Source organism: Rhodococcus pyridinivorans (assembly GCF_900105195.1).
In the GTDB taxonomy this organism is placed as follows: Bacteria; Actinomycetota; Actinomycetes; order Mycobacteriales; family Mycobacteriaceae; genus Rhodococcus; species Rhodococcus pyridinivorans.
In genome coordinates, this window is the sequence record NZ_FNRX01000002.1 from 2612580 (window position 1) to 2637283 (window position 24704).

At 67.7% G+C, this 24704-nt stretch carries 22 protein-coding genes, 1 tRNA gene and 1 pseudogene; 10 read left to right on the forward strand and 14 right to left on the reverse strand.

Annotated features, from left to right (window positions below; translation table 11 throughout):
• The first annotated feature begins 15 nt into the window (after positions 1-15).
• The 5 genes from nuoL (at position 16) to BLV31_RS25020 (ending at position 6028) form a co-directional block, all read left to right on the forward strand.
• Positions 16-1908: an NADH-quinone oxidoreductase subunit L gene (nuoL, locus tag BLV31_RS12515; protein ID WP_064061997.1), complete on the forward strand. Its 1893-nt coding sequence runs from the start codon at positions 16-18 to the stop codon at positions 1906-1908.
• A gap of 13 nt (positions 1909-1921) precedes the next feature.
• Positions 1922-3613, forward strand: a complete 1692-nt coding sequence (locus BLV31_RS12520; RefSeq protein WP_064061998.1) for an NADH-quinone oxidoreductase subunit M — start codon at positions 1922-1924, stop codon at positions 3611-3613.
• Positions 3610-5214 carry an NADH-quinone oxidoreductase subunit NuoN gene (nuoN, locus tag BLV31_RS12525; protein WP_064061999.1) on the forward strand — a complete coding sequence of 535 codons (1605 nt, stop codon included), beginning with the start codon at positions 3610-3612 and terminating at the stop codon, positions 5212-5214. The genes BLV31_RS12520 and nuoN overlap by 4 nt, the downstream gene beginning before the upstream one ends.
• Before the next feature lie 66 nt (positions 5215-5280).
• On the forward strand, positions 5281-5802 hold the full coding sequence (gene msrA / locus BLV31_RS12530; RefSeq protein ID WP_006554031.1) for a peptide-methionine (S)-S-oxide reductase MsrA: 522 nt from the start codon (positions 5281-5283) through the stop codon (positions 5800-5802).
• Between the two features lie 85 nt (positions 5803-5887).
• The gene (locus BLV31_RS25020; RefSeq protein WP_162273084.1) at positions 5888-6028 is read left to right on the forward strand and encodes a hypothetical protein; all 141 of its coding nucleotides are present in this window, start codon (positions 5888-5890) and stop codon (positions 6026-6028) included.
• Between the two features lie 93 nt (positions 6029-6121).
• Here the strand turns inward: BLV31_RS25020 and BLV31_RS12535 are convergent, their stop codons facing one another.
• The 3 genes and pseudogenes from BLV31_RS12535 to BLV31_RS12545 form a co-directional block, all read right to left on the reverse strand.
• On the reverse strand, positions 6122-6997 hold the full coding sequence (locus BLV31_RS12535) for a cyclopropane mycolic acid synthase family methyltransferase (RefSeq protein ID WP_064062000.1): 876 nt from the start codon (positions 6995-6997) through the stop codon (positions 6122-6124).
• 179 nt (positions 6998-7176) lie between these two features.
• Positions 7177-8577 (reverse strand): annotated as a pseudogene (locus tag BLV31_RS12540) (WS/DGAT/MGAT family O-acyltransferase).
• A 374-nt stretch (positions 8578-8951) separates the two neighbouring features.
• Positions 8952-9491, reverse strand: coding sequence for a potassium channel family protein (locus BLV31_RS12545; RefSeq protein WP_006554027.1), 540 nt, complete (start codon positions 9489-9491; stop codon positions 8952-8954).
• A gap of 129 nt (positions 9492-9620) precedes the next feature.
• On the opposite strand from BLV31_RS12545, the gene ppsA reads away from it, so the two are divergent.
• The gene (gene ppsA / locus BLV31_RS12550; protein WP_064062001.1) at positions 9621-11906 is read left to right on the forward strand and encodes a phosphoenolpyruvate synthase; all 2286 of its coding nucleotides are present in this window, start codon (positions 9621-9623) and stop codon (positions 11904-11906) included.
• 37 nt (positions 11907-11943) lie between these two features.
• Here the strand turns inward: ppsA and BLV31_RS25855 are convergent, their stop codons facing one another.
• A complete protein-coding gene (locus BLV31_RS25855; RefSeq protein WP_307718225.1) occupies positions 11944-12168 on the reverse strand; it encodes a universal stress protein in 225 nt (74 codons plus the stop codon).
• A gap of 410 nt (positions 12169-12578) precedes the next feature.
• Complete coding sequence (locus tag BLV31_RS25860) at positions 12579-12728, reverse strand: adenine nucleotide alpha hydrolase family protein (protein WP_307718226.1); 150 nt, start codon at positions 12726-12728, stop codon at positions 12579-12581.
• Positions 12729-12994: 266 nt separating this feature from the next.
• On the opposite strand from BLV31_RS25860, the gene BLV31_RS12560 reads away from it, so the two are divergent.
• Complete coding sequence (locus BLV31_RS12560) at positions 12995-13534, forward strand: flavodoxin domain-containing protein (RefSeq protein ID WP_006554024.1); 540 nt, start codon at positions 12995-12997, stop codon at positions 13532-13534.
• On the opposite strand, the gene BLV31_RS12565 is transcribed toward BLV31_RS12560, so the two are convergent.
• Positions 13525-15009, reverse strand: coding sequence for a DUF4389 domain-containing protein (locus BLV31_RS12565; protein WP_064062002.1), 1485 nt, complete (start codon positions 15007-15009; stop codon positions 13525-13527). The two genes, BLV31_RS12560 and BLV31_RS12565, sit on opposite strands and share 10 nt — an antisense overlap.
• Before the next feature lie 142 nt (positions 15010-15151).
• Positions 15152-15724 (reverse strand): hypothetical protein, encoded by a 573-nt coding sequence (locus BLV31_RS12570; RefSeq protein ID WP_006554022.1) that lies wholly within the window; start codon positions 15722-15724, stop codon positions 15152-15154.
• A gap of 137 nt (positions 15725-15861) precedes the next feature.
• Between BLV31_RS12570 and BLV31_RS12575 the strand changes: the two genes are divergently transcribed.
• A complete protein-coding gene (locus BLV31_RS12575; protein WP_064060179.1) occupies positions 15862-16734 on the forward strand; it encodes a hypothetical protein in 873 nt (290 codons plus the stop codon).
• A 12-nt stretch (positions 16735-16746) separates the two neighbouring features.
• Here the strand turns inward: BLV31_RS12575 and lexA are convergent, their stop codons facing one another.
• From lexA to BLV31_RS12590, 3 genes are all read right to left on the reverse strand, one after another.
• Entirely contained in the window at positions 16747-17409 is a 663-nt protein-coding gene (gene lexA, locus BLV31_RS12580; protein WP_064060149.1) for a transcriptional repressor LexA, read from the reverse strand.
• A gap of 14 nt (positions 17410-17423) precedes the next feature.
• Positions 17424-17957 carry a hypothetical protein gene (locus BLV31_RS12585; protein ID WP_064060150.1) on the reverse strand — a complete coding sequence of 178 codons (534 nt, stop codon included), beginning with the start codon at positions 17955-17957 and terminating at the stop codon, positions 17424-17426.
• A gap of 79 nt (positions 17958-18036) precedes the next feature.
• Positions 18037-18113, reverse strand: a tRNA-Leu gene (locus BLV31_RS12590).
• A gap of 107 nt (positions 18114-18220) precedes the next feature.
• Here BLV31_RS12590 and BLV31_RS12595 point away from each other — a divergent pair.
• Positions 18221-18835: an ANTAR domain-containing response regulator gene (locus tag BLV31_RS12595; protein ID WP_064060151.1), complete on the forward strand. Its 615-nt coding sequence runs from the start codon at positions 18221-18223 to the stop codon at positions 18833-18835.
• Between the two features lie 185 nt (positions 18836-19020).
• A complete protein-coding gene (locus BLV31_RS12600; RefSeq protein ID WP_019289674.1) occupies positions 19021-20352 on the forward strand; it encodes an ABC transporter substrate-binding protein in 1332 nt (443 codons plus the stop codon).
• A 40-nt stretch (positions 20353-20392) separates the two neighbouring features.
• Here the strand turns inward: BLV31_RS12600 and BLV31_RS12605 are convergent, their stop codons facing one another.
• The 4 genes from BLV31_RS12605 to BLV31_RS12620 are packed head-to-tail and all read right to left on the reverse strand — an operon-like array spanning position 20393 to position 24604.
• Entirely contained in the window at positions 20393-21217 is an 825-nt protein-coding gene (locus tag BLV31_RS12605) for an ABC transporter ATP-binding protein (RefSeq protein WP_006554016.1), read from the reverse strand.
• Positions 21214-22248, reverse strand: coding sequence for an ABC transporter ATP-binding protein (locus BLV31_RS12610; RefSeq protein ID WP_064060152.1), 1035 nt, complete (start codon positions 22246-22248; stop codon positions 21214-21216). Before BLV31_RS12610 ends, BLV31_RS12605 begins: the two co-directional genes overlap by 4 nt.
• Positions 22241-23230, reverse strand: a complete 990-nt coding sequence (locus BLV31_RS12615) for a branched-chain amino acid ABC transporter permease (RefSeq protein ID WP_006554014.1) — start codon at positions 23228-23230, stop codon at positions 22241-22243. The genes BLV31_RS12610 and BLV31_RS12615 overlap by 8 nt, the downstream gene beginning before the upstream one ends.
• Positions 23231-23233: 3 nt before the next feature.
• Positions 23234-24604 carry a branched-chain amino acid ABC transporter permease gene (locus tag BLV31_RS12620; protein ID WP_064060153.1) on the reverse strand — a complete coding sequence of 457 codons (1371 nt, stop codon included), beginning with the start codon at positions 24602-24604 and terminating at the stop codon, positions 23234-23236.
• Between the last annotated feature and the right edge of the window lie 100 nt (positions 24605-24704).

Genomic DNA, 24704 nt, shown 5'->3' on the forward strand with positions numbered 1-24704 from the left:
GAGAGGACACGCGACATGACGTCGTTCCTGAACTCGGCGCTGTGGACGATACCGGCACTGCCCCTGGCCGGCGCGTTCGGACTGCTGCTCCTCGGGCGGCGCAGCGACCGCTGGGGACATCTGCTCGGATGCGCCACGGCGATCGCCTCCTTCGTCGTCGGAGCCGTCATGTTCGCCGGACTGCTCGGACTCGACGCGAACGCCCGGCTCGCACAGCAGACCGTGTTCACCTGGGTGCCGGTCGGCGAGCTGCAGGTCGATCTCGGCCTCCGGCTCGACGCGCTGTCGATCTGCTTCGTACTGCTCATCACCGGCGTGGGCTCGCTGATCCACCTCTACTCGATCGGCTACATGGCGCACGATCCGGAACGCCGGAAGTTCTTCGCCTATCTCAACCTGTTCCTCGCGGCGATGCTGGTGCTCGTCCTCGCCGACAACTTCCTCGTCCTGTACCTCGGGTGGGAGGGCGTCGGTCTCGCCTCCTACCTGCTCATCGGCTTCTGGCAGTACAAGCCCACCGCCGCGACCGCCGCGAAGAAGGCGTTCGTCGTCAACCGCGTCGGCGACATGGGGTTGCTCATCGCTCTCATGATCATGTTCGCGACCTTCGGCAGCCTCGACTACGACACCGTCTTCGCCTCGGTCCCCGCCGCGACCGAAGGCACGGTGACGGCGATCGGCCTGTGTCTGCTCCTGGCCGCGTGCGCGAAATCCGCTCAGCTGCCGCTGCAGTCGTGGCTCGGCGACGCCATGGAGGGCCCCACCCCCGTCTCCGCGCTCATCCACGCCGCGACCATGGTCACCGCCGGTGTCTACCTCGTGGTCCGCGCGAACGCGATCTTCGACGCCGCACCGGCCGCGCGACTCGCGGTGGTGATCGTCGGCGCAGCGACGCTGCTCTTCGGCGCGATCATCGGCTGCGCCAAGGACGACATCAAGAAGGCGCTCGCGGCATCGACGATGAGCCAGATCGGCTATATGGTGCTCGCCGCCGGTCTCGGTCCCGCCGGGTACGCCTTCGCGATCCTGCACCTGCTCACCCACGGCTTCTTCAAGGCCGGACTGTTCCTCGGCGCCGGCTCGGTGATGCACGCGATGAACGACGAGACCGACATGCGCCGCTACGGCGGACTGCGCGCGGTCATGCCGATCACCTTCGCCACCTTCGGGCTGGGGTACCTCGCCATCATCGGGATCCCGCCGTTCGCCGGCTTCTTCTCCAAGGACAAGATCATCGAGGTGGCCTTCGCCGCCGGCGGTGTCGAAGGCATCGTGCTCGGTGTCGTCGCGCTGCTCGGTGCGGGACTGACCGCCTTCTACATGACCCGCGTGATGATCCTGACCTTCTTCGGCGACCGGCGATGGGCGCCCGACGCCGTCCCGCACGAGTCGCCGGCCTCGATGACCTGGCCGATGATCGCTCTCGCCATGGGCTCGGTCGGTGCCGGCGGTCTGCTGGTGTTCGGTGGCGCGTTGCAGCACTGGCTCGAACCCGTCGTCGGCTACGACCATCACGAAGGTGGTTTGCCCGTCTGGCTCGTCACCACCGTCACGCTGGCGGTCGTGCTCGCCGGTGTCGCCGTCGCCTACCGGCAGTACGTGCGCGCACCGGTCCCGGCGACGGCACCCGAAGCGGTGTCGGCGCTGACCGTCGCCGCGCGTCGCGACCTCTACGGCGACGCCGTGAACGAAGCGGTGTTCATGCGTCCCGGTCAGGGTCTGGTGCGCGCCCTGGACGGCGTGGAATCCACCGGCATCGACGGCTCCGTCACCGGCGCCGCCACCGGGATCGGTGCGCTCTCGCGCGGACTGCGCCGGCTGCAGACCGGCTTCGTCCGTTCGTACGCGTTGTACATGTTCGCCGGCGCGACCGTCGTGGTCGGCGCGCTCGTCCTGATGACGCTGTGATGGGGGTGTACTGGTGACCACCGTTCCCTGGTTGACGATCCTGTGGGTGCTCCCGCTGCTCGGCGCCGCCGCGATCGCGGCCCTGCCCGCACGCCTCGGTTCCGCCACCCGGTCGATCGCCCTGACGGTGTCGATCGCCGTTCTGGTGGTCGCGGTGATCGTTGCCGTCGGATTCGACCGCGCGGGAGAGCGTTTCCAGTTCGTCGAATCGCACGACTGGATCCCCTCGTTCGGCGCCGGCTACCGGCTCGGCGTCGACGGCATCGCCCTGGTGCTGGTCCTGTTGACCGCCGCGCTCGTGCCGTTGCTCCTGGCCGCCGGATGGCACGATCACCGCGCCGCCGACGAGGACGCCGGCGCGGCCCGCCCACGCTCCGCGCACACCTATGTGGCGCTGATCCTGCTCGTCGAGTCGATGGTGCTCGTGTCGTTCACCGCCCTCGACATCCTGCTGTTCTACGTCTTCTTCGAGGCGATGCTCGTCCCGATGTACTTCCTCATAGGCGGGTTCGGGTCGCCGGGGACACCGCGTGCCGACCGGGCACGAGCCGCCGTGAAGTTCCTGCTGTACAACCTGCTCGGCGGACTGGTGATGCTCGCCGCGTTGATCGGCCTGTACGTGGTCACCGCCCGATCCGGGCTGGGGGAGACCGCGGGAGTGGGCACCTTCGACGTCCGGACCGTCACCGCCGCCGCCGTCGCCGGTGATCTCGACGCAACCCCCGCCGTGCTCGCCGCACTGTGTTTCGGTTTCCTCGTCGCCTTCGCGGTGAAGGCTCCACTGTGGCCGCTGCACGGGTGGCTACCCGACGCGGCGGTGCGGACCACGCCGGTCGCGGCGGTGCTCATGATGGCAGTGGTCGACAAAGTCGGCACCTTCGGCATGCTGCGCTACTGCCTGCAGCTCTTCCCCGACGCCTCGGTGACCTTCGCGCCGGTCGTGGTGACTCTCGCCGTCATCGGCATCGTCTACGGCGCGGTGCTCGCGATCGGTCAGACCGACGTGATGCGCCTGATCGCCTACACCTCCATCTCGCACTTCGGGTTCATCGTCCTCGGCATCTTCGCGCTGACCTCGCAGGGGCAGGCCGGCTCGACGCTGTACATGGTCAACCACGGGATCTCCACGGCCGCACTGTTCCTCATTGCCGGTTTCCTCGTCTCGCGGCGCGGAGACCGCACCATCGCCGCCTATGGCGGGGTGCAGAAGGTCGCTCCGGTCCTCGCCGGAACCTTCCTCGTCGCCGGACTGGCGACCCTGTCCCTGCCCGGGCTCGCGCCGTTCGTCAGCGAGTTCCTCGTCTTCGTCGGCACCTATCCGCGCTACCAGGTGGCTGCGGTGATCGCGACACTCGCGCTCGTGCTGTCCGCGCTCTACGTGCTGTGGCTCTACCAGCGCATGATGGGCGGACCCGTGCGCCTGCCCGGTGGGGACGACGGTGACGACGGGAACGGCGGTGCCGAACACGCCCGCAGGCTCTCCGATCTCGTGCCTCGTGAGGTCGCGGTGGTCGCGCCGCTGATCGCGTTGCTGCTCGTTCTGGGGATCTATCCGAAACCCGCGCTCGATGTCATCACCCCGGCGGTCGACGACACGCTCGTCTCGATCGACATCTCCCGGCCCGAACCGGTGGTGCCCGCCGAGCGACCCGTCGCCGAGAGTGGTGTTCCCGCGAACGGTTCCGAGGAAGGTGAAGCCGAATGAACCCCTCCGAGGGCATCGTCGTTCTAGCCGCATCAATTCCCGCCCCGGCGATCGACTACGGACTGATCGCACCGATCCTCATCGTCTTCGCCGCCGCCGTCGTCGGTGTGCTGATCGAGTCGTTCGCGCCGACCTCGGCACGCTACCTCGCCCACGTGCTCCTGACGACGGGTGCGCTCGTGGCGGCGTTCGTCGCCGTGGTGATGCTCGCGGGAACCCGTGCGACCACCCTGTCGGGGGCGGTCGTGATCGACGGACCGGCGCTGTTCCTGCAGGGATCGGTCCTGATCGTGGCGGTGTTGTCGGTTGCGCTCGTCGCGGAACGGAGTATCGAACAGGTTCGCGCGCAATCAGTTTCCCGCGCCGCGGCCGGTGCGCATCTCGACGCATTCGCGCCCCAGGCGTCGGCGATTCCGGGTACCGCGGCCGAACGGCAGGCGCTCGCGGCGGGCGGCGCACGGACCGAGGTCTTCCCGCTCCTGCTGTTCGCGGTGGGCGGGATGCTCGTGTTCCCGGCCTCGAACGACTTGCTGACGATGTTCGTCGCGCTCGAGGTGCTGTCGCTGCCGCTGTACCTGCTGTGCGGTCTGGCGCGGCGCCGGCGGTTGCTCTCCCAGGAAGCAGCACTGAAGTACTTCCTGCTGGGCGCGTTCTCGTCGGCGTTCTTCCTGTACGGGGTGGCGATGCTCTACGGCTACGCCGGGACCGTCCACCTCGGTGGGATCGCCCTGGCGATGGACACCGGTGCGGGCAGCGAGACCACCGCGCTCGTCGGGGTGGGTCTGCTGGCCGTCGGGTTGCTCTTCAAGATCGGGGCGGTGCCCTTCCATTGGTGGACTCCGGACGTCTACCAGGGGGCACCGACCCCCGTGACGGCGTTCATGGCCGCCGCGACGAAGATCGCCGCCTTCGGTGCACTGCTGCGTGTGCTCTACGTCGCGGTTCCCGGTTCCGCCGACCAGTGGCGGCCGATTCTGTGGGCCGTCGCGATCGCGACGATGGTCGTCGGCGCGGTTCTGGCGGTGACGCAGAACGACATCAAGCGCATGCTCGCGTACTCGGCGATCAGCCATACCGGATTCGTGCTCACCGGTGTCGTGGCCGGCACCGCGTCCGGGGTGTCGTCGACGCTGTTCTATCTGCTCGTCTACGGGATCGGGACGGTCGGTGTGTTCGCCGTGGTGACGCTGGTGCGCGACCCGGAAGGCGAGACGTGGGAGCTGTCGCGCTGGGCCGGTGTCGGGCGGCGCTCACCGTTGCTCGGCGGGGCGTTCGCGCTGTTCCTGCTGTCGCTGGCGGGCATTCCGCTCACCAGCGGGTTCATCGCGAAGTTCGCGGTCTTCGGTGCGGCGATCGAGGGCGGTGCGGCTCCGCTCGTGATCGTCGGTGTGCTGGTCAGTGCGGTCGCCGCCTACTTCTACGTGCGGGTGATCGTGCTGATGTTCTTCACCGACCCGACCGACGACGCCCCGCGGCTCGCGACCTCGACCGTGGCGACGAGCGCGGCGATCGCGTTCGCGGCGGTGGCGACGGTGCTGCTCGGCATCCTGCCGCAACCCGTCCTCGACCTCGCCGAACGGGCGGCGGTGTTCGTCCTCTGACCACGAGCGGGCGCGGGCAGGGAATGTCGCGACCGTCGTATCGGTTCCACCTCCCGAGGAGGCGTAATGACCGATACACGCAACGCGATTCTGGCAGGCGGATGCTTCTGGGGTATGGAGGAGCTGATCCGGAGACAGCCCGGGGTGGTGTCGACGCGGGTCGGCTACACCGGTGGGCAGAACGATCACCCTACCTACCGCAACCATCCGGGGCACGCGGAGTCCGTCGAGATCGTCTACGACCCCGCACGGACCGACTACCGGGCGCTGCTCGAGTTCTTCTTCCAGATCCACGATCCGACCACCCTGAACCGGCAGGGCAACGACGTCGGGGCGTCCTACCGTTCTGCGATCTTCTACCTCGACGACGAGCAGAAGCAGGTCGCGGTGGACACCATCGCCGACGTCGAGGCGTCGGGTCTGTGGCCCGGCACGGTGGTCACCGAGGTGACTCCCGCGAGCACCTTCTGGGAGGCCGAACCCGAGCACCAGGACTATCTTCAGCACTACCCGAACGGGTACACCTGCCACTTCCCGCGGCCGGACTGGAGGCTGCCGAACAGTCGCATCGCCGACGCGGCGAACTGAATCACGCGCACGGGTGGTTCCTTCCGCGGATCCGTATCGTGGAGGTACAGGTTGTGACGCCACTGCGGAGGAGTGCTCGATGGGAATGTTCGGCAAGGCTATGAAGAGCGCCGCCGTGGTCAAGGCGATCCAGGTCGCCCGACGCGAAGCGGCCAAGCCCGAGAATCAGCGCAAGGCCAAGGAGATGCTCGCCAAGCTGCAGCAGAAGCGCCGCGGCTCGCACTGATCTGCCCCTCGCTGATCCGTTGTCCACCCGGGCAGCGGATCGGCGTGCAGGCTCACCGGTTTCGTTGTGCCGCCGGTCCCTCGGGACCGAGCCTCAGCGGTGCTGCTGCTTCACGAGGGTGAACTGCTGGACGTCGATGAGGCGACGTCGGAAATTCGCGGCGCACCCGGTGAGGTACCTGATGTATCGCTGGTAGACCTCCTCGGAGGCCATCCGCACCGCGTCGTTGCGCCGCGCCTCGAGGGCTCGCGCCCACAGGTCGAGCGTGCGAGCATAATGAGGTTGCAGAGACTCGATGTTCTGCACCCAGAAGCTGTTGCGTTGTGCGCCGGTGATGACCAGATCCCGGTCGGGGAGCTGTCCTCCGGGGAAAATTTCCCTCATGATGAACCGCAGGAACAGTGCGTCCTCGCGGGTAACCGGCACCTTCATCGCCTCGAACTGGGCGCGGGAATGGCCCACGATGGTGTGCAGCAGCATCCTGCCGTCGTCTGGCAGGATGCGAGAGGCGCGGTCGAAGAAAGTGTCGTACCGCTGTCGACGGAAATGCTCGAACGCTCCGATGCTGACGATGCGGACCACCGACTCGTCGAACTCTTCCCAGCCTTGTAGACGCACTTCCGCGGTACGGCCTCCGGAGGCCATGCCCGAGAGCAGACCGGACACGTGTTCGTACTGGTTGCGGCTCAACGTCGGACCGATGACGTGCACGTCGTATCGCTCCGCCGCCCGCATCATCGTCGAGCCCCAACCGCAACCGATATCCAGCAGCGTCATCCCGGGCCGGAGATCGCACTTACGGAGAGCAAGATCGACTTTTGCGATCTGAGCTTCCTCGAGGCTCATGTCGTCGCATTCGAAGTAGGCGCAACTGTACGTGCGCGTGGGGTCGAGAAACAGTTCGAAGAAGTCGTCGGACAGGTCGTAGTGGGTCTGGACCTTCTCGTAGAACGGCGTCAGTTGCTGCATTCGGACCTACTCTCCGCGAGGAGTGGGCCGCGAGTTCCGGTGCGGGGCGTCGGTGCGTCCCGGCCATACACCGCTATCGGTCGATAGTGCTCCGGCAGAGCGCCTTCTCACACGGGGACGGCGATTCCTGGGGCAGATGTCCGACTCGGGCACCGGCGTGCTGCCGTTATTCCGTGGTGTCAGCCCGCACGGACGGATGTCTCGTCGGCGACCGGCACGATGTCGAACGCGTCCTCCAGCTCTCCGAGGGCGGTATCGAAGTGGTCGAGCAGAGGCTGCAGCTGCGGCAGGCTGCGACTGCACGAGGTCAGGCCGAAAGCGATCGCGTCGTCGGTGCTCGTGCACGTGATGTTCAGTGCCTGACCGTCGACCGGCACGGACAGTGGATACACCGCATCCACGCGAGCGCCCTTCCAGTACAACGGATCCGGAGCTCCCGGCACGTTCGAGACGATGACGTTGAAGGGCGGTCGCGGGAGTGCACGATTGCGGGTGAGGATCCCCACCGCCAGAGGCGCGACGCCGAGTGCACTGGCCGCCAACCGGGACAGGGAGGACATCCCCTGCATGGAGGCCTTGCCCTGCGTCGTCGATGCCGACACCCTGGCCAGCCGGTCGGCCGGATCGGCGAGATCCGTACCCATATCAGCCATCAGGACACCGAGTTCGTTTCCGGCGCAATCTTTGTCGGGTCGCAGGCACACCGGGACCATGGCCACGAGCGACTTGTGGGGCAACGCCCCCTGCTCGCTCAGGAAGGCGCGCAGTGCTCCCGACGACATGGCCAGCACGACATCGTTGACGGTCGCGTCGGCCGCTCTCGACACAGCGCGCAGGCGGGTCAGCGGCCACGAGCGCGCGTCAAACCGGCGCGTCCCGGAGATCGGCACGTTGATCATGGTGTTCGGCGCGGCGAGCGACAGCGATCCGCCACCGCCGCGCAGCGCCCTGTTCACGGTGCCGGCCAGCGCGGGCACGAAGCCGGTGACCTCGGACGTCGCCGTCCGCACCGCCTGCATGGCGGCTTCGGGAAGATCTAGCGCGGTCCCGGACGAGTGGGAGCGGCTCGGCGCGTCGAAGGGCGCCCACGGTGCCGGCATGCCGGTCTGCTCGGAGTCCGGACTCAGGGCGCGGCGCAGCAACTTCATCGCGCCCACGCCGTCGGCGAGGGCGTGATGGATCTTGGTGTAGACGGCCAGGCGCCCGTCCGCCAGACCCTCGATGATGTGCATCTGCCACAAGGGTCGGCTCCGGTCGAGCAGCGTGCTGTGCAGCCGAGAAACGAGATCCCACAGTTCGTCGAGCCCGCCGGGCTGTGGCAACGCATTGCGTCGCACGTGGTGGGGGAGGTCGAAGTTCCCGTCTTCCTCTCAGGCCCACTGGCCGAAGGTGCCCAGGGAGCGGACCGCGCGCTTACGCCACAGCGGAGCGACCTCGCCGTCCTCCGCGGCGGCGGTGAACAGTGCTCCCAGATCCGCGGCGGTCGTGCCTTCACGAGGCCGGAGAAGGATCAGTCCGCCCACATGCATCGGATGATCACGGGACTCCCCGAGGAGAAACATCGAATCGGTGGGCGACATGGGTGGACGCATCGGCACATTTCCTCCACCCGGATCGCCGGGCAGTTCGTGGCGAGGCCCCCTGCTGCCCCGCCGACATGTGCGTCAAACCATGACCCCCATCACAAGTTTATGACGCGACACAACTACTACGCGATACCGGGCCATATCGCCAAGTCCGGACGCCCGATTTCCCGCCGAAGTGAGAATTGTTGTCCGATTTGCGAACTCCGAGGCGCTTTCGCGGTCAACATGACGCTGTCGACGACGGTTCCCATTCAGCATCTCGGACCTCCGACATCTGCCAGTGGACGTCGAGTCCTTTCAAGGATCACCCCGCGCAGCGGTTGGGGAATACCCGGACGCCGAATCGCGTAGGTCGATCCCGTGATCGGTCACTCCTCGTCCCCGCGATTGCGACGACGCCACTGCACGGCGGCCGTGAGCAATCGGATCCCGAGAGCCAGGAAGATCAGATTTGCGATCATCTGCACCGACACGACGGCTCGCGCGGTCTCGGTTACAGCGGAGATGTCCCCGAATCCCACCGTGGAGAAGACCGTCAGACAGAAGTACAGGGCATCGACGCGGGACAGTGGTTCGGTGAAGTTGTCCGGATGCGCCACGGACATGCGGAGGTAAAGGGTTGCGAAGACCACGAGATAGGCGGACACGATCGTGGTGAGTGCCTCGACGGCCTGGACCGCCGGGTACTCGGACGCGAGAATCCTGCGGATCTGCCACCAGCCGACCATCAGGACCGCAGTGCCACCACCGACGAGGGTCAGGACCTCGGACGTGCTGCGGACATGCTCGACCGGAATCACGAAGTAAACGCTGACCAGCACGAAGGCGGTGAGCGTCGGACGCGCTATCGCGGTCAGGATCAACCGTTTCCGCTCCCGCGGATCAGGTGTGCGCGGAGGATCGGCCACGGTCGTCCCCGTCCCGGAATGATGACCTTTGCCCCTACGGTATCGATCGGGCCGGGGCGACGATGGGAAGACCGAGTATCCGATCCGGCCCGGAAGGTCGACGCGGGCGGGGAGTGTGGGGAGTCGTCGATGACCGAACACGAACTGTGGGTCCGACCGATCGCGGAGGTGGGCGCCGCCGACGCGCCGACCGTCGGTGGCAAGTCCGCGAACCTCGGAGAGCTCACCCGCGCAGGCTTTCCGGTACCGCCGGCGTTTGCCGTCACCACCGCCGCCTATCTCGACGCGATGGACGCAGCCGGCATCCGATCCCGACTGGCCGCCGAGGCCGTGCCCGACCCCGATATCGACGACGCCACCCTCATCCGTACCTCCGCGGAACTCGCCGCCCTGGTGACGGGTTCGACCGTCCCGGCCGGGATGCGCGCGGCGATCGTCTCCGCCTACGAGAGCCTCGGTCCCGACGCGCCGGTTGCAGTGCGGTCGTCGGCTCCCGCGGAGGACGCCTCCGACACATCGTTCGCCGGGATCCACGAGTCGTACACGAACGTCATCGGTCCGGACGCGGTGATCCGCGCGGTGCAGGCGTGCTGGGCCTCGTTGTGGTCCGAACGCGCCCGCACCTACCGAGGGTTGCGCGGGGTGACCGACGAGCCGTCCATCGCGGTGGTGGTCCAGGTGATGGTGAAGTCCGAATTGTCGGGCGTGGCCTTCACGGCCGACCCGCGCACGGGCGAACTCGATCGCATCGTCATCGAGGCAGCTCTCGGTCTCGGAGAGGTCGTCGTCGGCGGGCAGGTCGAACCCGACACCTATGTCGTCGCGAAGGACGGCCTCGAGGTGCTCGACGTGCGTCTCGGTCATCAGGAGTTCCGCATCACCTCCACCGACAGCGGGGACAGTCGCGTCGCCGTCGATCCCACGCGCCGCACCCGAGTGCTCGACGACGATCAGCTCGTGCGCGTCGCGCGCCTGGCCGCCGGAGTCGAGGAGCACTACGGGCGCCCCCAGGACCTCGAGTTCGCGTTCGCGGACGACGAATTGTGGATCGTGCAGACCCGCCCGATCACCACGCTCGATCAACCGGCGGCGCCCGCCCCGTCCGGAAACGGCGAAGCGCGACCGTTGCTGACCGGTCTCGGTGCCGGCCCCGGGACGGCGACCGGCCGAGTGCGGGTGCTCCACGAACTGGTCGACGGGAAGAAGCTGAGCGACGGCGAGATCATCGTGGCGCCGATGACCAGACCCGACTGGTTGCCGATTCTGCGCCGCGCCGGCGGCATCGTCACCGACGGTGGTGGTATCACCTGCCACGCGGCCATCGTCGGACGCGAACTCGGCAAGCCCGTCGTGGTCGGTGCACGTACCGCCACCAAGGATCTGAAGGACGGGCAACTGATCACCGTCGACGGCAACGCCGGTGTGGTGTTCGACGGCGCAGTCCACACGGCGGAACGGCCCGTCGCGACGGTATCCGCGTCTGCGGCGTCGGCCGTCGCCGCCGAAACCGTTACGGCCACAGCGGTCTACGTCAATCTCGCGACTCCGGATGCCGCGGAGTCGGTCGCCGCGACCGATGTCGACGGCGTCGGTCTGCTCCGTGCCGAGTTCATGATCACCGAAGCACTCGCGGGCGAACACCCTTCGCACATGATCGCGCAGGGACGCCGCGACGAGTACGTGGAGAAGATGGCGGGTGGCCTGGCGCGGATCGCGGCGGCATTCGCCCCGCGTCCGGTCGTATACCGTGCGATCGACCTGCGCAGCAACGAATTCGCCGATCTCGAGGGTGGGGAGGTCGAACCCCACGAAGAGAACCCGATGATCGGTTACCGCGGGTGCTTCCGGTACATCCGGGATCCGGAACTGTTCTCCTTGGATCTCGATGTGCTGCACCGGGTTCGGCGCACACACCCGAACGTGCATCTGATGATCCCGTTCGTGCGCACCCGCTGGGAGCTGCGGGACTGCCTCGCCCAACTCGACCGGCATCCGCTCGGTTCCGACCAGCGCATGCAGCGCTGGATCATGGCCGAGGTCCCGTCGGTCGTCTACTGGTTGCCGGAATACGCGAAGCTCGGCATCCACGGCGTGTCCATCGGAACCAACGACCTCACGCAGTTGATGCTCGGCGTGGACCGGGACTCGGAGGTGTGCAAGGACCTGTTCGACACCCTCGACCCCGCGGTGCTCGACGCGATCGACCACATCATCGAACGGGCCTCGGCCGCGGGACTGACGACGTCGTTGTGCGGTCAGGCCGTGTCGACGAGCACCGACCTCGCCGAGCATCTCGTGCGGCGCGGCATCACCTCCGTGTCGGTCGCGCCCGACGCCGCGGCGCAGACGAGACGGACGGTGGCGCGAGCGGAACAACGCATCCTGCTCGACCGCGCCCGGCGCGCCGGGGCATGACCGGCGGGGAACCGTCCTTCGTCAGGGGCGCCGCGCACTACGGGACGACCATCACGGGCCAGGTCACCGTGTGCAGCAGCGCCCATGTGGTGGATCCCAGCATCAGGTTCGGGAACCCGCCTCGACCACGACGGCCGAGAACGAGCAACTGCGCATCGGCAGCGTGCGATGCCAGATAGTGGGAGGGCTGGTCCAGCACCACCACCGGGTGCACCCGCACGTCGGGGAACTCCTCGCCGTGCCCGGCGAGACTCTCGGACAACAGTGCCCGCTCCTTTGTTCTCCACGCTGTCCCACTCGATCCGGAATCGGAACGGACCGCGCACATCGAGGTCGGACCACGCGTGGGCTGCCACCACGTCGGTGCCGCGCAGCGAGGCCTCCTCGAACGCGGCGGACACCGCGCACACTGTGCTCCGAACCGTCGACGCCGACGACCACCGGACGCGTGACCACCGCGCGGCTGACCGAACCGAATCGCTCCCAGCCGAACCGGTTGTCCCCGGCCCCGGCCCCGACCACGACCATCGACGCCGACTTCGATCGGTCCACCAGTTCGAGCGACGGAGAATCGGTGCACAGGTGGGTCTCGATGTCGAGCTCATCCTCGGGCACCGCGCGGCGCGCGTATTCGGCGGCATCGAGGAGCATGTCGCGTCCCTCGGATCCCTCCTACTCGAAGAATCCGGCGGGCATGCCGATCGGGACACCGAACGTGTTGCGGACCGACACGATGGTGACCAGCGACAACGGGAGCCGGCACCGTTCCGCCTCGCGAGCTGCCCAGACCACGGCCTGCAGGGACGCTCTCGATCCGTCCACTCCGGCGACGATGGGGTGGTGTGCTGTTATCACGATCACCTCGGTGCCTGTCCGAGCTGCGGGCACGGCCGTTTCGGGCCCTGCTTTTCCGGGATCCTGCGGTTTCGGGACCCTGCCAGCACACGCTCGGACCGGTCGGTCGCACAAGAGTCGACGGTCCCGACCTGCCCGCAGGAAGTGACCGAAGACCCTCACGTGCCGTGCACGCCGCTTCTCACACTGGAGACTGCATCCGGCGCAATCACCCACTGCCGAAAGGCCCCGCCATGTCCGTCCTGATCGGCTACGCGACCGCTCGAGGGTCGACGCGGGGAATCGCCGAACGCATCGCTGCGGGACTGGAAAGCCGCGGTGCCGTGGAACTGCGCGCGCTCGGCGATGTCGCGTCGGTACGAACGTACGAGGCGCTGATCGTCGGAAGTGCGATCCACAACGGGCAGTGGCTCCCCGAGGCTTCCGATGCGATCTATCGGCTGGGCACCGAATCGGAAGGGCGACCGGTGTGGGCGTTCTCCGTCTCGTCGATCGGAGCGACCAGCACGATTCTCTCGCCCCGGGTGGCGGCATATCTGCGACGGGTCACGCCGGAACCTCGGGCGGTGCAGAACCTCCGTTCGATCACCGATGTGCGTGATCACCGTTTCTTCGCCGGTGCCATCGCTTCGGGCGACTGGGCCGGAATCGGGCGGATCGTCTTCCGGCTGATGGGCGGACACTACGGCGATGCCCGGGACTGGGTCGACGTCGACGCGTGGACGGAGAGGATCCGGGAAGGCCTCATCGATATACCGCGTGATCAGGGCTGACCGGTGCCGGTCGGGCCGGCCGGGGGAGTGACGGAGACCTGCTCGATCGGCTCGCGCGCGCCCTGGTCCAGACGGAAGGGCGGGTATTCGTCGCGCATCAGTGCCGCATACGCCCACACACGGTACAGCCACCGGTTGATGCCCATGACGAAGTCGAACAGCGATCGCGGATAGGTGCCGGTGAACAGCAGCACGATCGCGGCGAACAACACCAGCACGCCCAGCAGCGATCCGAAGGCCCACATGCCGTTCCCGGTAGCACCGTCGCTGCCGTCGCCGGCCGCGATACCGAGGGTCCACCCGCCCAGCCATCCTCCGGCCAGCACGGCCAGTACGACGTAATGGGGGATCGCGAGCAACCACCACTTGATCAGGACGAGCCCACGGGAGAGCCGTTCCGGATACTCGACGTCGAAGTCGGCCGGGTAATCGGTGCGGTGCAGGCCGAACGGCGGGTACCTGTCGGTGCCCAGCGCCGAATAGGTGTAGAAGGCGACGCGCCAGGTCCACCGCAGCACGCCGACGTCGAAGTCGAACAGTGCGCGCGGATAACGACCGGTGAACAGGATCGCGATCCCGGCCGCGAAGGTCGCCACGACGAACGCGATGTGCAGGAAGAACAGCACGAGGAAATGGGGGATCGCCAGCAGCCATTTCACCAGCCACAGCCACCGCGACAACGGTTCGTCGAGATCGCCGCGCAGATGCACCGGATAGGGCACCGCCGCCGGGTGCGAAGGTGCGGTGACCGGAGTGGCGCCGGTAGCGGGAGCGGACACCGGACTGGGCGGCGGAGGCCCGTGCCGACCGAGTCCGACCGCGCCGGCGAGCAGCAGAGGGACACCGACGGCGAGAAGAACCAGACCGAGGATCAGCAGGGCGAGCACGGCCGGTCCGAGCAGGTCGATGTGGATCCCGGCGCGCACGTCCACGCCGATCCCTGCGGATGCGTCGGCGTTCATCACCACCACGGTCCATGTGCCGTCGCGCAGATCCCATTCCACTTGCTGGGTGCCGGTCCCTTCCGCCGATGCGACCCAGAACTGTTGCGCGTAAGGAGCAGCCGGAGTGTCGCCCCCGGGAACGTCACGGTAGGTGACCTCGAACGGCTCGAACCGCAGATCGGTCACGACGGCGTGGGCGACCCCTGAGAGATAGGCCTCGACCTCCCCGACGGGAGCGATCCCGACGAACACCGCCGATGCGGGATCGAGTGCGGTGGCCTGCACCAGAAGCCGGCCGATGTCCTCACTGCGCAGACCCGTGGGGCTCTGATCGTCGGTGACGAGGTCGAGACGTTCGGAGACCAACGCGTGCGTCTGCGTCCGGAGGGTCCCCTCGGGACCGGTGATGAAACCGTCGGCGCGCTGGACGACGAAGAACCACCCCAGAATGAGCGCTCCGACCGCGGCAGCGCCTCCGATGAGCACGAGGAGAATACCGACGACCAGCATGACCACTTTGCCGACGTTCATCGATCCGTCCTCCGCGCACCGTGACGATCACCGAGTCGCTACGGGAGGGTGTTCGTAGAACGATTGTGGCAGCTCGATCGGTCTTTCTCGGCGTCAATCGAGCATTGCGGGGTATCGAGAACTTCCTCGGCCGATCGAGCGATCAGCGAAGGCCGAAGGACGGACTCTCCTCGCGCCGCCGCGCGACGATGTCGTCGAACGCGTCGATCAGCCCCTCGGGATACCAGCGGGGATTCGTGTCGGCGGTGGTGGCGACGAGCAGCAACTGGTGTTCGCGTGCGTCCACGGCTACCCGGGCGAGCCGGGTGCGCCCCTCGTCGTCGAGCGCCGCGACCGTCGCGGCGAGATCGGCGACGAGCAACACGCGCGGGGGGTCGACGACCGGCGAATCGAGTTCGGCGACCACGTCGGTGATCTGATCGGTGGTGGTGGCCCAGCAACACGGCCCCGTGGGGAGCGAGGCGGAGCCACCGAGCCAGCGATGACGACGGTGCGGATCGATGACCACCAGGTCGTGGGTGCCGCCGGTCAGTGTCGTCATCGCGATCAGGTCGAGCGACACGCTGGGCGACGAGCGGCGCTCGTCGCGTCGGATCAGCAGGTGCCGTCCGGCGGACAGATCCCACGAGACGGGCGTGCCGTCGTTGTCGCGCCCGAACGGGATCGTCGTCCGGCACGCGATCACCCGGGAGCCCGGTCCGCGAGCGGGGCGCACCGGGACAGACGATCGACACGGTCGACGAGTGGGCGGAGTGGCGGGCATCGACATGGTGGATCCGTTTCGTGTCGCTGGTTCCGGAGCGATCCTCGGACGACCGAACTGTAGAGGCGGGCACCGACAGGAACGGCCGCGTGCAGGTCGCGGCCGTCACTGCTCGTCCGCTTCGGGGTAACCGCCCGATTGCGACAGCCCTCGCCGTAGCCGCCCTCACCGCCCTCGGCGGTCACATCGCCTCCGCAGCGCCCGTGCCGATCGTGGACGACACCGGCGCGATCGCTGCTCCGAGCAGTACCCAGATCTCGTTCGCGCACACCCCGACCGGTCTGCGCGCCGGCACTGCGAACGAGCACGAGTCCCGCGCCGACGTGTCGATCGTCAAGATGTATCCGGCCGAGTACGTTTTCACCTACGTCGATCCTGCGGATCACGCCGACGCGACGGAGATGATCCGGTCGTCGAACGACGCGATCGCGGACCGCCTGCACGCGGAATACCCCCAGGCGATCTCGTCGACCGTGGCGGAGTTCGGGCTCACCGACACCCACGTGCCCGGCTACTGGGGTGTCGGCACCACGTCGACGCACGACATGGTCACCTATCTCGAGACGAAGAAGCGCACCGACCCCGGTTCGCCGGTGCTCGCCGCGATGGCCACGGCCTACGACACCGCCGCCGACGGATATCCGCAGGACTACGGCACGGCGCTGATCGCCGGTGTCGTCGGCACGAAATGGGGCTGGAGCGACGACCGCTCGTTCCACGCCTCCGCCTCGTTCGGCCCCGACTTCTCCGTCGCGGCGTCGACCTACGGATCGGCGGCGCAGCTCTCCGAGCACGTCCTCGGCGCATTCACCGAAGGGGTTCCGCCCGGACCGGAACCCGGTCCTCGCCTGCAGGACTGCCCGCCGCTGGGCTGGCTCGCCGGCGATCCGCTCCTCGGACCGCCCGCGCAGGATCTCCTCGACGGACTACCGCCGGTCGTCACCGATCGGATCTGCGGCTGATCTCGGCAGGGATCAGATGCGGCGCATGACGGACACGACGGTGCCCAGCACCACCGCCTCGTCGCCGTCGAGGACGGGATAGGCGGAATTCCGGGGTTCGAGGTAGACGTGGCCGCCTCGGCGCCGGTACACCTTGACCGTCGCCTCGCCGTCGATCATCGCCGCGACGATCTGACCGGAGTGGGCCTCGTGCTGCCGCCGAACCACCACTGTGTCGCCGTCGCAGATCGCCGCGTCGACCATCGAGTCGCCTCGCACGCGAAGCGCGAAGACCGTGCCGGAGCCGACCAGACCGCGGGGGAGGGTGAGCAGGTCGTCGGTGTGCTCCTCGGCGAGAATCGGTGCGCCCGCGGCGATGTCGCCGACGACCGGCACGGTCACGGTGTCGTCGGATGCGCGTTCACCGCCGGACGAGCCGAGGAAGGGGCGCACGTCGAGCTGGCGCGCCACAGCGGTGCCGCGGCGGAGGAAACCCTTGTCCGCGAGGCTCTTCAGATGCTTCGAGACCGTCGACGTCGACCGCAGACCCACCGAATCGGCGATCTGCCGGGTGCTCGGCGACGATCCCTGCGCAACGATCCAGTCGCGGATCGCGGCCAGGATCTGCTGCTGGCGCAGCGGCAGGGACGCGGGGTCGAGGCCCCCGAACATGTCGAACTCGTCGTAACCGGTCACCCGGAGAATCGTAGCTACGCGGTCTCCGCCAGGTCCGGGGGAGTACCTGCGGAGGAGCTCTGCCCGTTTTGCAGCTGTTCCATGGCCCGTCGCTCCCGCAGCGCCCGGATGAGCTGCCGCTCCTGCAACTCCGCCGGATCGGCGGACAGGCCGGGAATCGAGAATCCGACCAGGGCACCTGCCAGCAGTGCGAGCGCCACCCGCGCCGAGTCGCCCTCCCGGATGCCCAGGACGAGTTCCACGAACACGAGCGCTCCGACGGCGACGAACACCACTGCGATCAGGGCCAGGATCTGGCGGATCCTGGGCTTCGGACGCGATCCCGGCGCCAACGGCATCGACTGGGCCGCGAGCTGCCACAACCGGGCATCGACGCTCTCCCGCAGGGGGCGCTTCCGGAACTCGTCGCCGAGTCCGTTGTAGATGGCCAGATCGGCTGCGATCCGGGTCCGGAGGTTTCGACGGGACAGCTCGCGCGACAGACGTGCGGCCGCCCACGACACCACCCCGGTGACGAGTGCAACGACGACGGGAACCCAGATACTCACGCCGGAACATTACGACAGCGGAGCCGGAATCGGCGGGATGCGGAAGGCGTGCTCCGGCCGTGTGGCGCGAACCGAAAAGTGGTGCCCCCGGTGAGACTCGAACTCACACTGGACGGGTTTTGAATCCGTTTCCTCTGCCAATTGGGATACGGGGGCGTTGCGGACACCACTGTAGAGGATCGGGCGAAGTGGGCGCGCACCGGTACCCTTCTTACGTTCCACCCTGCACCGGGGACCGCCAGTACCGAGGGGAAGGCCCGACCATGACCTCCGCGCCGCACGACAGCACACCAACTCCTCGTCGGGTCGTCGTAGCGGAAGACGAGGCCCTGATCAGGCTCGATCTCGTCGAAATGCTGCGCGAGGAGGGCTACGAGGTGGTCGGTGAGGCCGGCGACGGACAGCGTGCCGTCGAACTCGCCGAGGAACTCCGGCCCGACCTGGTGATCATGGACGTCAAGATGCCGCGCCGCGACGGCATCGACGCCGCCTCGGAGATCGCACAGCGGCGCATCGCCCCTGTGGTCATTCTCACAGCCTTCAGTCAGCGCGAACTCGTCGAACGCGCCCGCGACGCAGGCGCCATGGCGTATCTCGTCAAGCCGTTCTCGAAGAGCGATCTCGTGCCCGCCATCGAGGTGGCCGTCAGCCGCTTCGCCGAGCTGCGCGAGCTCGAGCGCGAGGTGCAAGGGCTCAACGAGCGATTCGAGACCCGCAAGCTCGTCGACCGGGCCAAGGGACTGCTCATGGAGAAGCATGCGATGACCGAACCGGAGGCGTTCCGCTGGATCCAGCGCGCCGCGATGGACCGCCGCACCACCATGAAGCAGGTCGCGGTGGTCGTCCTCGAGACCCTCGGAAGCGACACCGCCGGCTAGCCGCGCGAACCGGTTTCGAGTGCTCACGGCGCCCGACGCGTTACCGCCACATCAAATCTCCGCCCCGCAGATAACGGTCGTATCACAAGGATTTCGGCCGGGTTCGCGGGGTGCTTCCGACCGCTATGTTTCGACCACATCCGGAATCCGCCGGATGCGGTGTCAGGCGTTCGAAGGAGAGTTGAATGGCAAGACGGACTCTGGTCCGCGCCGTAGCGGTACTCGGTGCTGCGACGCTCGCCCTCACCGGGTGTGGTTCGGACAGCGACGATTCGGCATCCGGTACGTCGGCCGGTGACGAGGGGTCGGCGGCCGCGACGACCGTCGAGACCGACTGCGAACCACAGCAGGCCACAGCAGGGGCGACTCCCGCCACGGGACCGCTGAAGATCGGCACGATTCTCCCCGAGACCGGCAGTCTCGCCTTCCTCGGACCGCCCGAGGTCGCTGCCGTCCGGCTCGCCGTCGACGACATCAACGCCGCGGGCGGTGTTCTCGACCAGCCGGTCGAACTGTTCCCGGGCGATTCCGGGGACACGACGACCGACACCGCGAACACCACCGTCGACCGACATCTCGCCAACGGCACCCAGGTGATCGTCGGCGCCGCCTCGTCGTCGGTCTCGCTCAAGGTGATCGACAAGATCGTCAGTGCCGGCGTGGTGCAGTTCTCGCCGGCGAACACCTCCGACCAGTTCGTCTGCTACGCCGACCGCGGGTTGTACTTCCGCACCGCCCCGACCGACGTGCTCCAGGCGCAGGCGCTCGCGCAGCTGATCGCCGAGGACGGGGCGCAGCGCGTGTCGATCCTGGCGCTGAACGATCCGTACGGCACCGGCCTCGCCGAGAACACCGTGACCAACCTCGTCGACGCCGGTATCCCGGAGGACCAGATCCAGAAGATCATCTACGACCCCAACGCGCAGTCGTTCAACGCGGAGGTCGACCAGGTGGCCAACTTCGCACCGGATGCTGTGGCACTCATCGGCTTCGAGGAGTCGGCGAAGATCATCACTCGCATGCACGAGGTGGGTATCGGCCCGTCCGACGGCATGGCGGTCTTCGGTGTCGACGGCAACATGGGGAACGCGCTGGGCGAGAACGTCGCCGAAGGACTGCTCGACGGCATGGCCGGCACCACGCCGCTGACCGACACCGGCGAGGAGTTCCAGCAGCGACTGCTCGGCGTCGATCCGGGTCTGATCGACTTCAACTACGCCGGAGAGTCCTACGACGCCGTGATCGTCTCGGCGCTGGCCGCGGAACAGGCAGGGTCGACCGCCGGGGTGGACATCGCCGCGAACATCAACTCGGTGACCCGCGACGGGGAGAAGTGCACCAGCTACCAGCAGTGCCTCGACCTGCTCCGTGCGGATCAGGACATCGACTACGACGGTGCCACCGGCGAACTCACCTTCGTGGACGCGGGCGAACCCGGCGTGGGCTCGTACGGCCGACTCGTGTTCGGTCCCGACAACACCCTGACCACCGAGGACTACATCGTGGTGGGTGAGTGACCCGCCGGTCGTGAGCGAAGGGGTGATCGCCGGTAGGCGGTCACCCCTTCCGCTTCTCCCGGCTGCCGGCGAGAGTGCCGAGATACAGTTCGACGACCTTCGGGTCGTGCATGAGATTGCTGCCGGTGTCGGTGTACGCGTTGCGGCCCTGGTCGAGAACGTATCCGCGATCGCAGATCTGCAGGCAGCGACGCGCGTTCTGCTCGACCATGATGATCGACACCCCCGCCGCGTTGATCTTCTTGCAGCGGATGAAGACCTCGTCCTGGAACATCGGCGACAGTCCCGCCGACGGCTCGTCGAGGAGCAGCACCGACGGCTCCATCATCAGCGCGCGGCCCATCGCGACCATCTGCCGCTCACCACCGGAGAGCGCTCCCGCCTTGACCTTCCGGCGCTCGGACAGCAACGGGAACAACGACGCCACCCGCTCGAACTGCTTCTCGAAGTCCTTCGGACGCAGATAGATCCCCATCTCGAGGTTCTCCTCGATGGTCAGTGAGGGAAACACGTTCTGCGTCTGCGGCACGTAGCCGATCCCCTTGCGCACCAGGATGTGTGCGGGCGCCGAGGTGATCTCGTCCCCGCCGAGCGTGACGGTGCCGCTGCGGATGGGGATGAGGCCGAACAACGCCTTGAGCAGGGTCGACTTGCCGGCTCCGTTCGGGCCGATGATGCCCACGATCTCACCGTCGCGCAGGTAGAAGTTGCAACCGCGCAGAATATCGACCCCGGGGAAGTAACCGGCCACGAGATCGTCGGCGCGCAGGAGAGCTCCGGTCGCCAGGCGCGCATGTTCCTCCGGGGTCGCGGCACGTTCCGCCGGCGTCGTCCCGGTGAGTGCAGGAGTGATGTTGTCGCTCAAGGCTTCTCCAGGGTCGTGGCCGTCGCGTCGGTCGACGCCGAATCGGGATCGGACAGGTCGCCTCCGGCCTCGAGGGTCTGCGCTTCCGCGTCCGCGAGGGCGTCGGCGAGTTCGGCGGTCGCGCCCACGGGATTGCCCTCGTCGTCGAATTCGAGTGCCTGGTCGTGGTGACTGCCGAGATAGGCGTCGACCACGGCCGGATCGGACGACAGGGCGTCCGGCGGTGCCTCCGCGATCACCGAACCCTGCGCCATCACCACGACCCAGTCGGAGATGTCGCGGATGACGTCCATGTCGTGCTCGACGAATACCACGGTCGTCCCGTCGTCGCGCAGGGTCTTGATGTGTCCCAGCAGATTCTGCGTGAGCGCCGGATTGACGCCGGCCATCGGCTCGTCGAGCATGACGACGGTCGGTTCGGTCATCAGCGCACGGGCCATCTCGAGCAGTTTGCGTTGACCGCCGGACAGTGAACCGGCGAAGTCGTCGGCCTTCGCGGCCAGACCGAAACGGTCGAGCAGTTCGTATGCGCGCGCGGTGATCTCGCGTTCCTGGCGGCGCCACGTCCACGGTAGCAGTGCACCGGCCATGCGCTCGCCGGTCTGGTGCCGGGCGCCGAGGCGGACGTTGTCGAGGACCGTCATCTTCGACAGCGCCTTGGTGAGCTGGAAGGTGCGCACGATCCCGCGCCGCGCCACCTGATGGGGATGGAACCGGCCGAGCGGGACGCCGTCCATCGCCCAGGTGCCGGTGTCGGGCCGGTCGAAGCCCGTGAGGAGATTGAAGAGGGTGGTCTTGCCGGCGCCGTTCGGGCCGATCAGGCCGGTGATGCACGAGCGCTGGATCTCGAGGTGGGCCACGTCCACGGCCTTGAGCCCTCCGAATGTGCGGCACAGATCGTCGACGACGAGGATCGGGTCGGGTTTGGCGGCGCCGGGGGCGCGGTCGACGCCGGCGAACAGTGCGGCGCGTTCGTCCGCGCCGAGGACCGTGCGCGGTGGTGTCGGGTCGGGTCGGATCGTGTCAGGCATCGAGTTGCACCTTCCGCTTGCTTCCCAGGATGCCTTGTGGCCTGAAGACCATCATCACCGCGATGAGGATGCCGAGCAGCACGTACCGCATCGCGCCGACCTGTTGTTCGGTGAGCGGGAGCAGCGGGTCGGGTCCGGCGATCGCCTGACGCAGGAAGGCGTCCGGGAGGGTGAGCAGGAACCAGAACACCATGGCGCCGAGCACCGGTCCGAAGACCGTTCCCGCACCCCCGAGGATCAGCGCGCCGAACGCGAAGAAGGTCTGCGCGGTCGAGTAGAAGTCGGGGTTGATCGACTTGGTCTGCAGGGCGTTGAAGACGCCGCCGAGACCGCCGATCATGCCGCCGAGTACCAGGGCCTGCATCTTGTAGGCGAAGACGTTCTTGCCGAGCGCGCGGGCAGCGTCCTCGTCCTCACGCACCGCCTCGAGGACCCGCCCCCACGGACTGTGGGAGAGGAGGTAGACCAGCCCGCACAGCAACAGCACGAGGGTCCAGCCGACGACCATCGCCCACAGGTCGTCGCCGTAGAACCGCATACCGAGCAGGTTGTACTGGCGACTCGAATCGAACGGGCTCAGGGACGTGAACGGGTCGGCGAAACCCCACAGGCCGCGGGTCGATCCGGTCACCGAGTCGGACGCGGTCGAGCGGAACATCAGCCGCAGGATCTCCGCCGCGGCGATCGTCGCGATGGCGAGATAGTCGGCCCGCAACCGCAGGGTGGGGATGCCGAGGACGAGCGCGAGCAGACCTGCCAGTGCGAGGCCGACGAGGATGCCCACCCACAACGGCTGGTCGTAGGTGACGGTCATGATGCCCACGCCGTAACCGCCCAGGAGGGCGAAACCGATCTGCCCGAAGTTCAGCAGCCCTGCATAGCCGTAGTGCAGGTTCAGGCCGATCGCGAGCAGTGCGTAGAAGATCGCCGACGGACCGATGAGCTGGGCGAAGGAAACCTGGAGTACCGACACGATATCCATGGGTCAACCGATCCTTGTCCGACTGCCGAGGATGCCCTGGGGGCGGATGACCAGGATGACGATGAGTACGAGCAGACCGCCGATGTACTTCAGGTCCGGGTTGATCACGAGGGTGGACAACTGGACCAGCAGTCCCACCACGACGCAGCCGACCAGTGCGCCGTAGGCGGTGCCGAGGCCGCCGAGGATGATGCCGGCGAACATCAGCAGGAGCAGCTTGAAGCCCATCTCCCACTGCACGCGCCCGCCGAGTTCCGACAGGCCGAACAGCACCCCGCCGAGCGCGGCGAGCCCGCCACCGAGACCCCACACGAAGCGGATGACGTGTTCGACGTCGATCCCCGACGATGCCGCGAGGTCGCGGTTGTCGGCCACCGCGCGCATCGCCTTGCCGATCCGGGTGCGCTGCAGCAGCAGGGCGACCCCGACGAGCACCACCAGGCTGATCACGATGCACGCGAGGTTGACCGGGGTGATCGCGACCGGCCCCCACACCAGTTGCTGCTGTGCCTGGTAGTCGTCGAACGGCTGGGTGCGGTCGGAATAGAAGGCCAGGATGAGATAGCGCAACGAGATCGCGAGGCCGATCGACACCACCAGCTGGGCGATCAGGCCCGTGTGGCGGCGCCGGAGCGGAGCCCAGATGAGTGCGTTGTTGAGTAGGCCGATGATGACGCCGACGATCACCGCCAGGATCGTGGCCGGTATCAGCTGGACACCGAGGGTGACATTGAAGATCCACGCCGCGACCGCCCCGAGGGTGACCAGCTCGCCGTGGGCGAAGTTCGTCAGGCCGGTCGTGCCGAAGATCAGACTGAGGCCCACTCCGGCGATCGCGATGACCAAACCGAAACGCAGACCGTCGACGATCGTGCGCACCAGCGTCTCGCCCCACGCGACCGTCGAACCGCTACGCGCCTCCCCGAACGAGAAAATCACCGTGTTCGCCCGTCCCGGAGCGACATCGCGGGTCACCGAGGTCTGGACGGTGACGTCGTCGGGCAGGCTCTCGGTGTCGACCTCGAAGACGTACGTGCCCGGCGGAACGGTGAGTTCCCAGCGCCCACCGTCGGCGGACTCCGTCTCGGTGACCACCTCGCCGCTCTCGGTGGTCGCACGGACGACGACACCGTCGAGTCGTTCGCCGGCATTGTTGAGCGTTCCGCGGACGGTCACCCCCTCCGCGGATTCCTCGTCGGGTGCGGCCGGTGCCGTGTTCGCGGGCGGTGAGGGTGGGTCCGGCGGATCCTGGGCGGAGGAGAGGCCGGAGCCGACGAGGACGAACAGGACACTCGCGAGCGTGACGAGTGCGGCGCGGACCGATCGGTGGAGGGTCGAGGTCGGTCGTCGCCGACATCCCGAGGTAGGGGCCACGCAGGTCCTCCCGGTGGGTGCGCTGTCATCGAGCGCGGCACTGCGCCCGGGGCATCATCGTCAACCTCGATGACGCCGGACTACGGTGTCGTGACAGGGG

Coding starts and splice junctions, on each gene's coding strand:
- nuoL (WP_064061997.1), top strand. CDS start 16: ATGACGTCGTTCCTGAACTCGGCGCTGTGGACGATACCGGCACTGCCC.
- nuoN (WP_064061999.1), top strand. CDS start 3,610: ATGAACCCCTCCGAGGGCATCGTCGTTCTAGCCGCATCAATTCCCGCC.
- msrA (WP_006554031.1), top strand. CDS start 5,281: ATGACCGATACACGCAACGCGATTCTGGCAGGCGGATGCTTCTGGGGT.
- BLV31_RS25020 (WP_162273084.1), top strand. CDS start 5,888: ATGTTCGGCAAGGCTATGAAGAGCGCCGCCGTGGTCAAGGCGATCCAG.
- BLV31_RS12535 (WP_064062000.1), bottom strand. CDS start 6,997: ATGCAGCAACTGACGCCGTTCTACGAGAAGGTCCAGACCCACTACGAC.
- ppsA (WP_064062001.1), top strand. CDS start 9,621: ATGACCGAACACGAACTGTGGGTCCGACCGATCGCGGAGGTGGGCGCC.
- BLV31_RS12560 (WP_006554024.1), top strand. CDS start 12,995: ATGTCCGTCCTGATCGGCTACGCGACCGCTCGAGGGTCGACGCGGGGA.
- BLV31_RS12565 (WP_064062002.1), bottom strand. CDS start 15,009: ATGAACGTCGGCAAAGTGGTCATGCTGGTCGTCGGTATTCTCCTCGTG.
- BLV31_RS12595 (WP_064060151.1), top strand. CDS start 18,221: ATGACCTCCGCGCCGCACGACAGCACACCAACTCCTCGTCGGGTCGTC.
- BLV31_RS12600 (WP_019289674.1), top strand. CDS start 19,021: ATGGCAAGACGGACTCTGGTCCGCGCCGTAGCGGTACTCGGTGCTGCG.
- BLV31_RS12610 (WP_064060152.1), bottom strand. CDS start 22,248: ATGCCTGACACGATCCGACCCGACCCGACACCACCGCGCACGGTCCTC.
- BLV31_RS12615 (WP_006554014.1), bottom strand. CDS start 23,230: ATGGATATCGTGTCGGTACTCCAGGTTTCCTTCGCCCAGCTCATCGGT.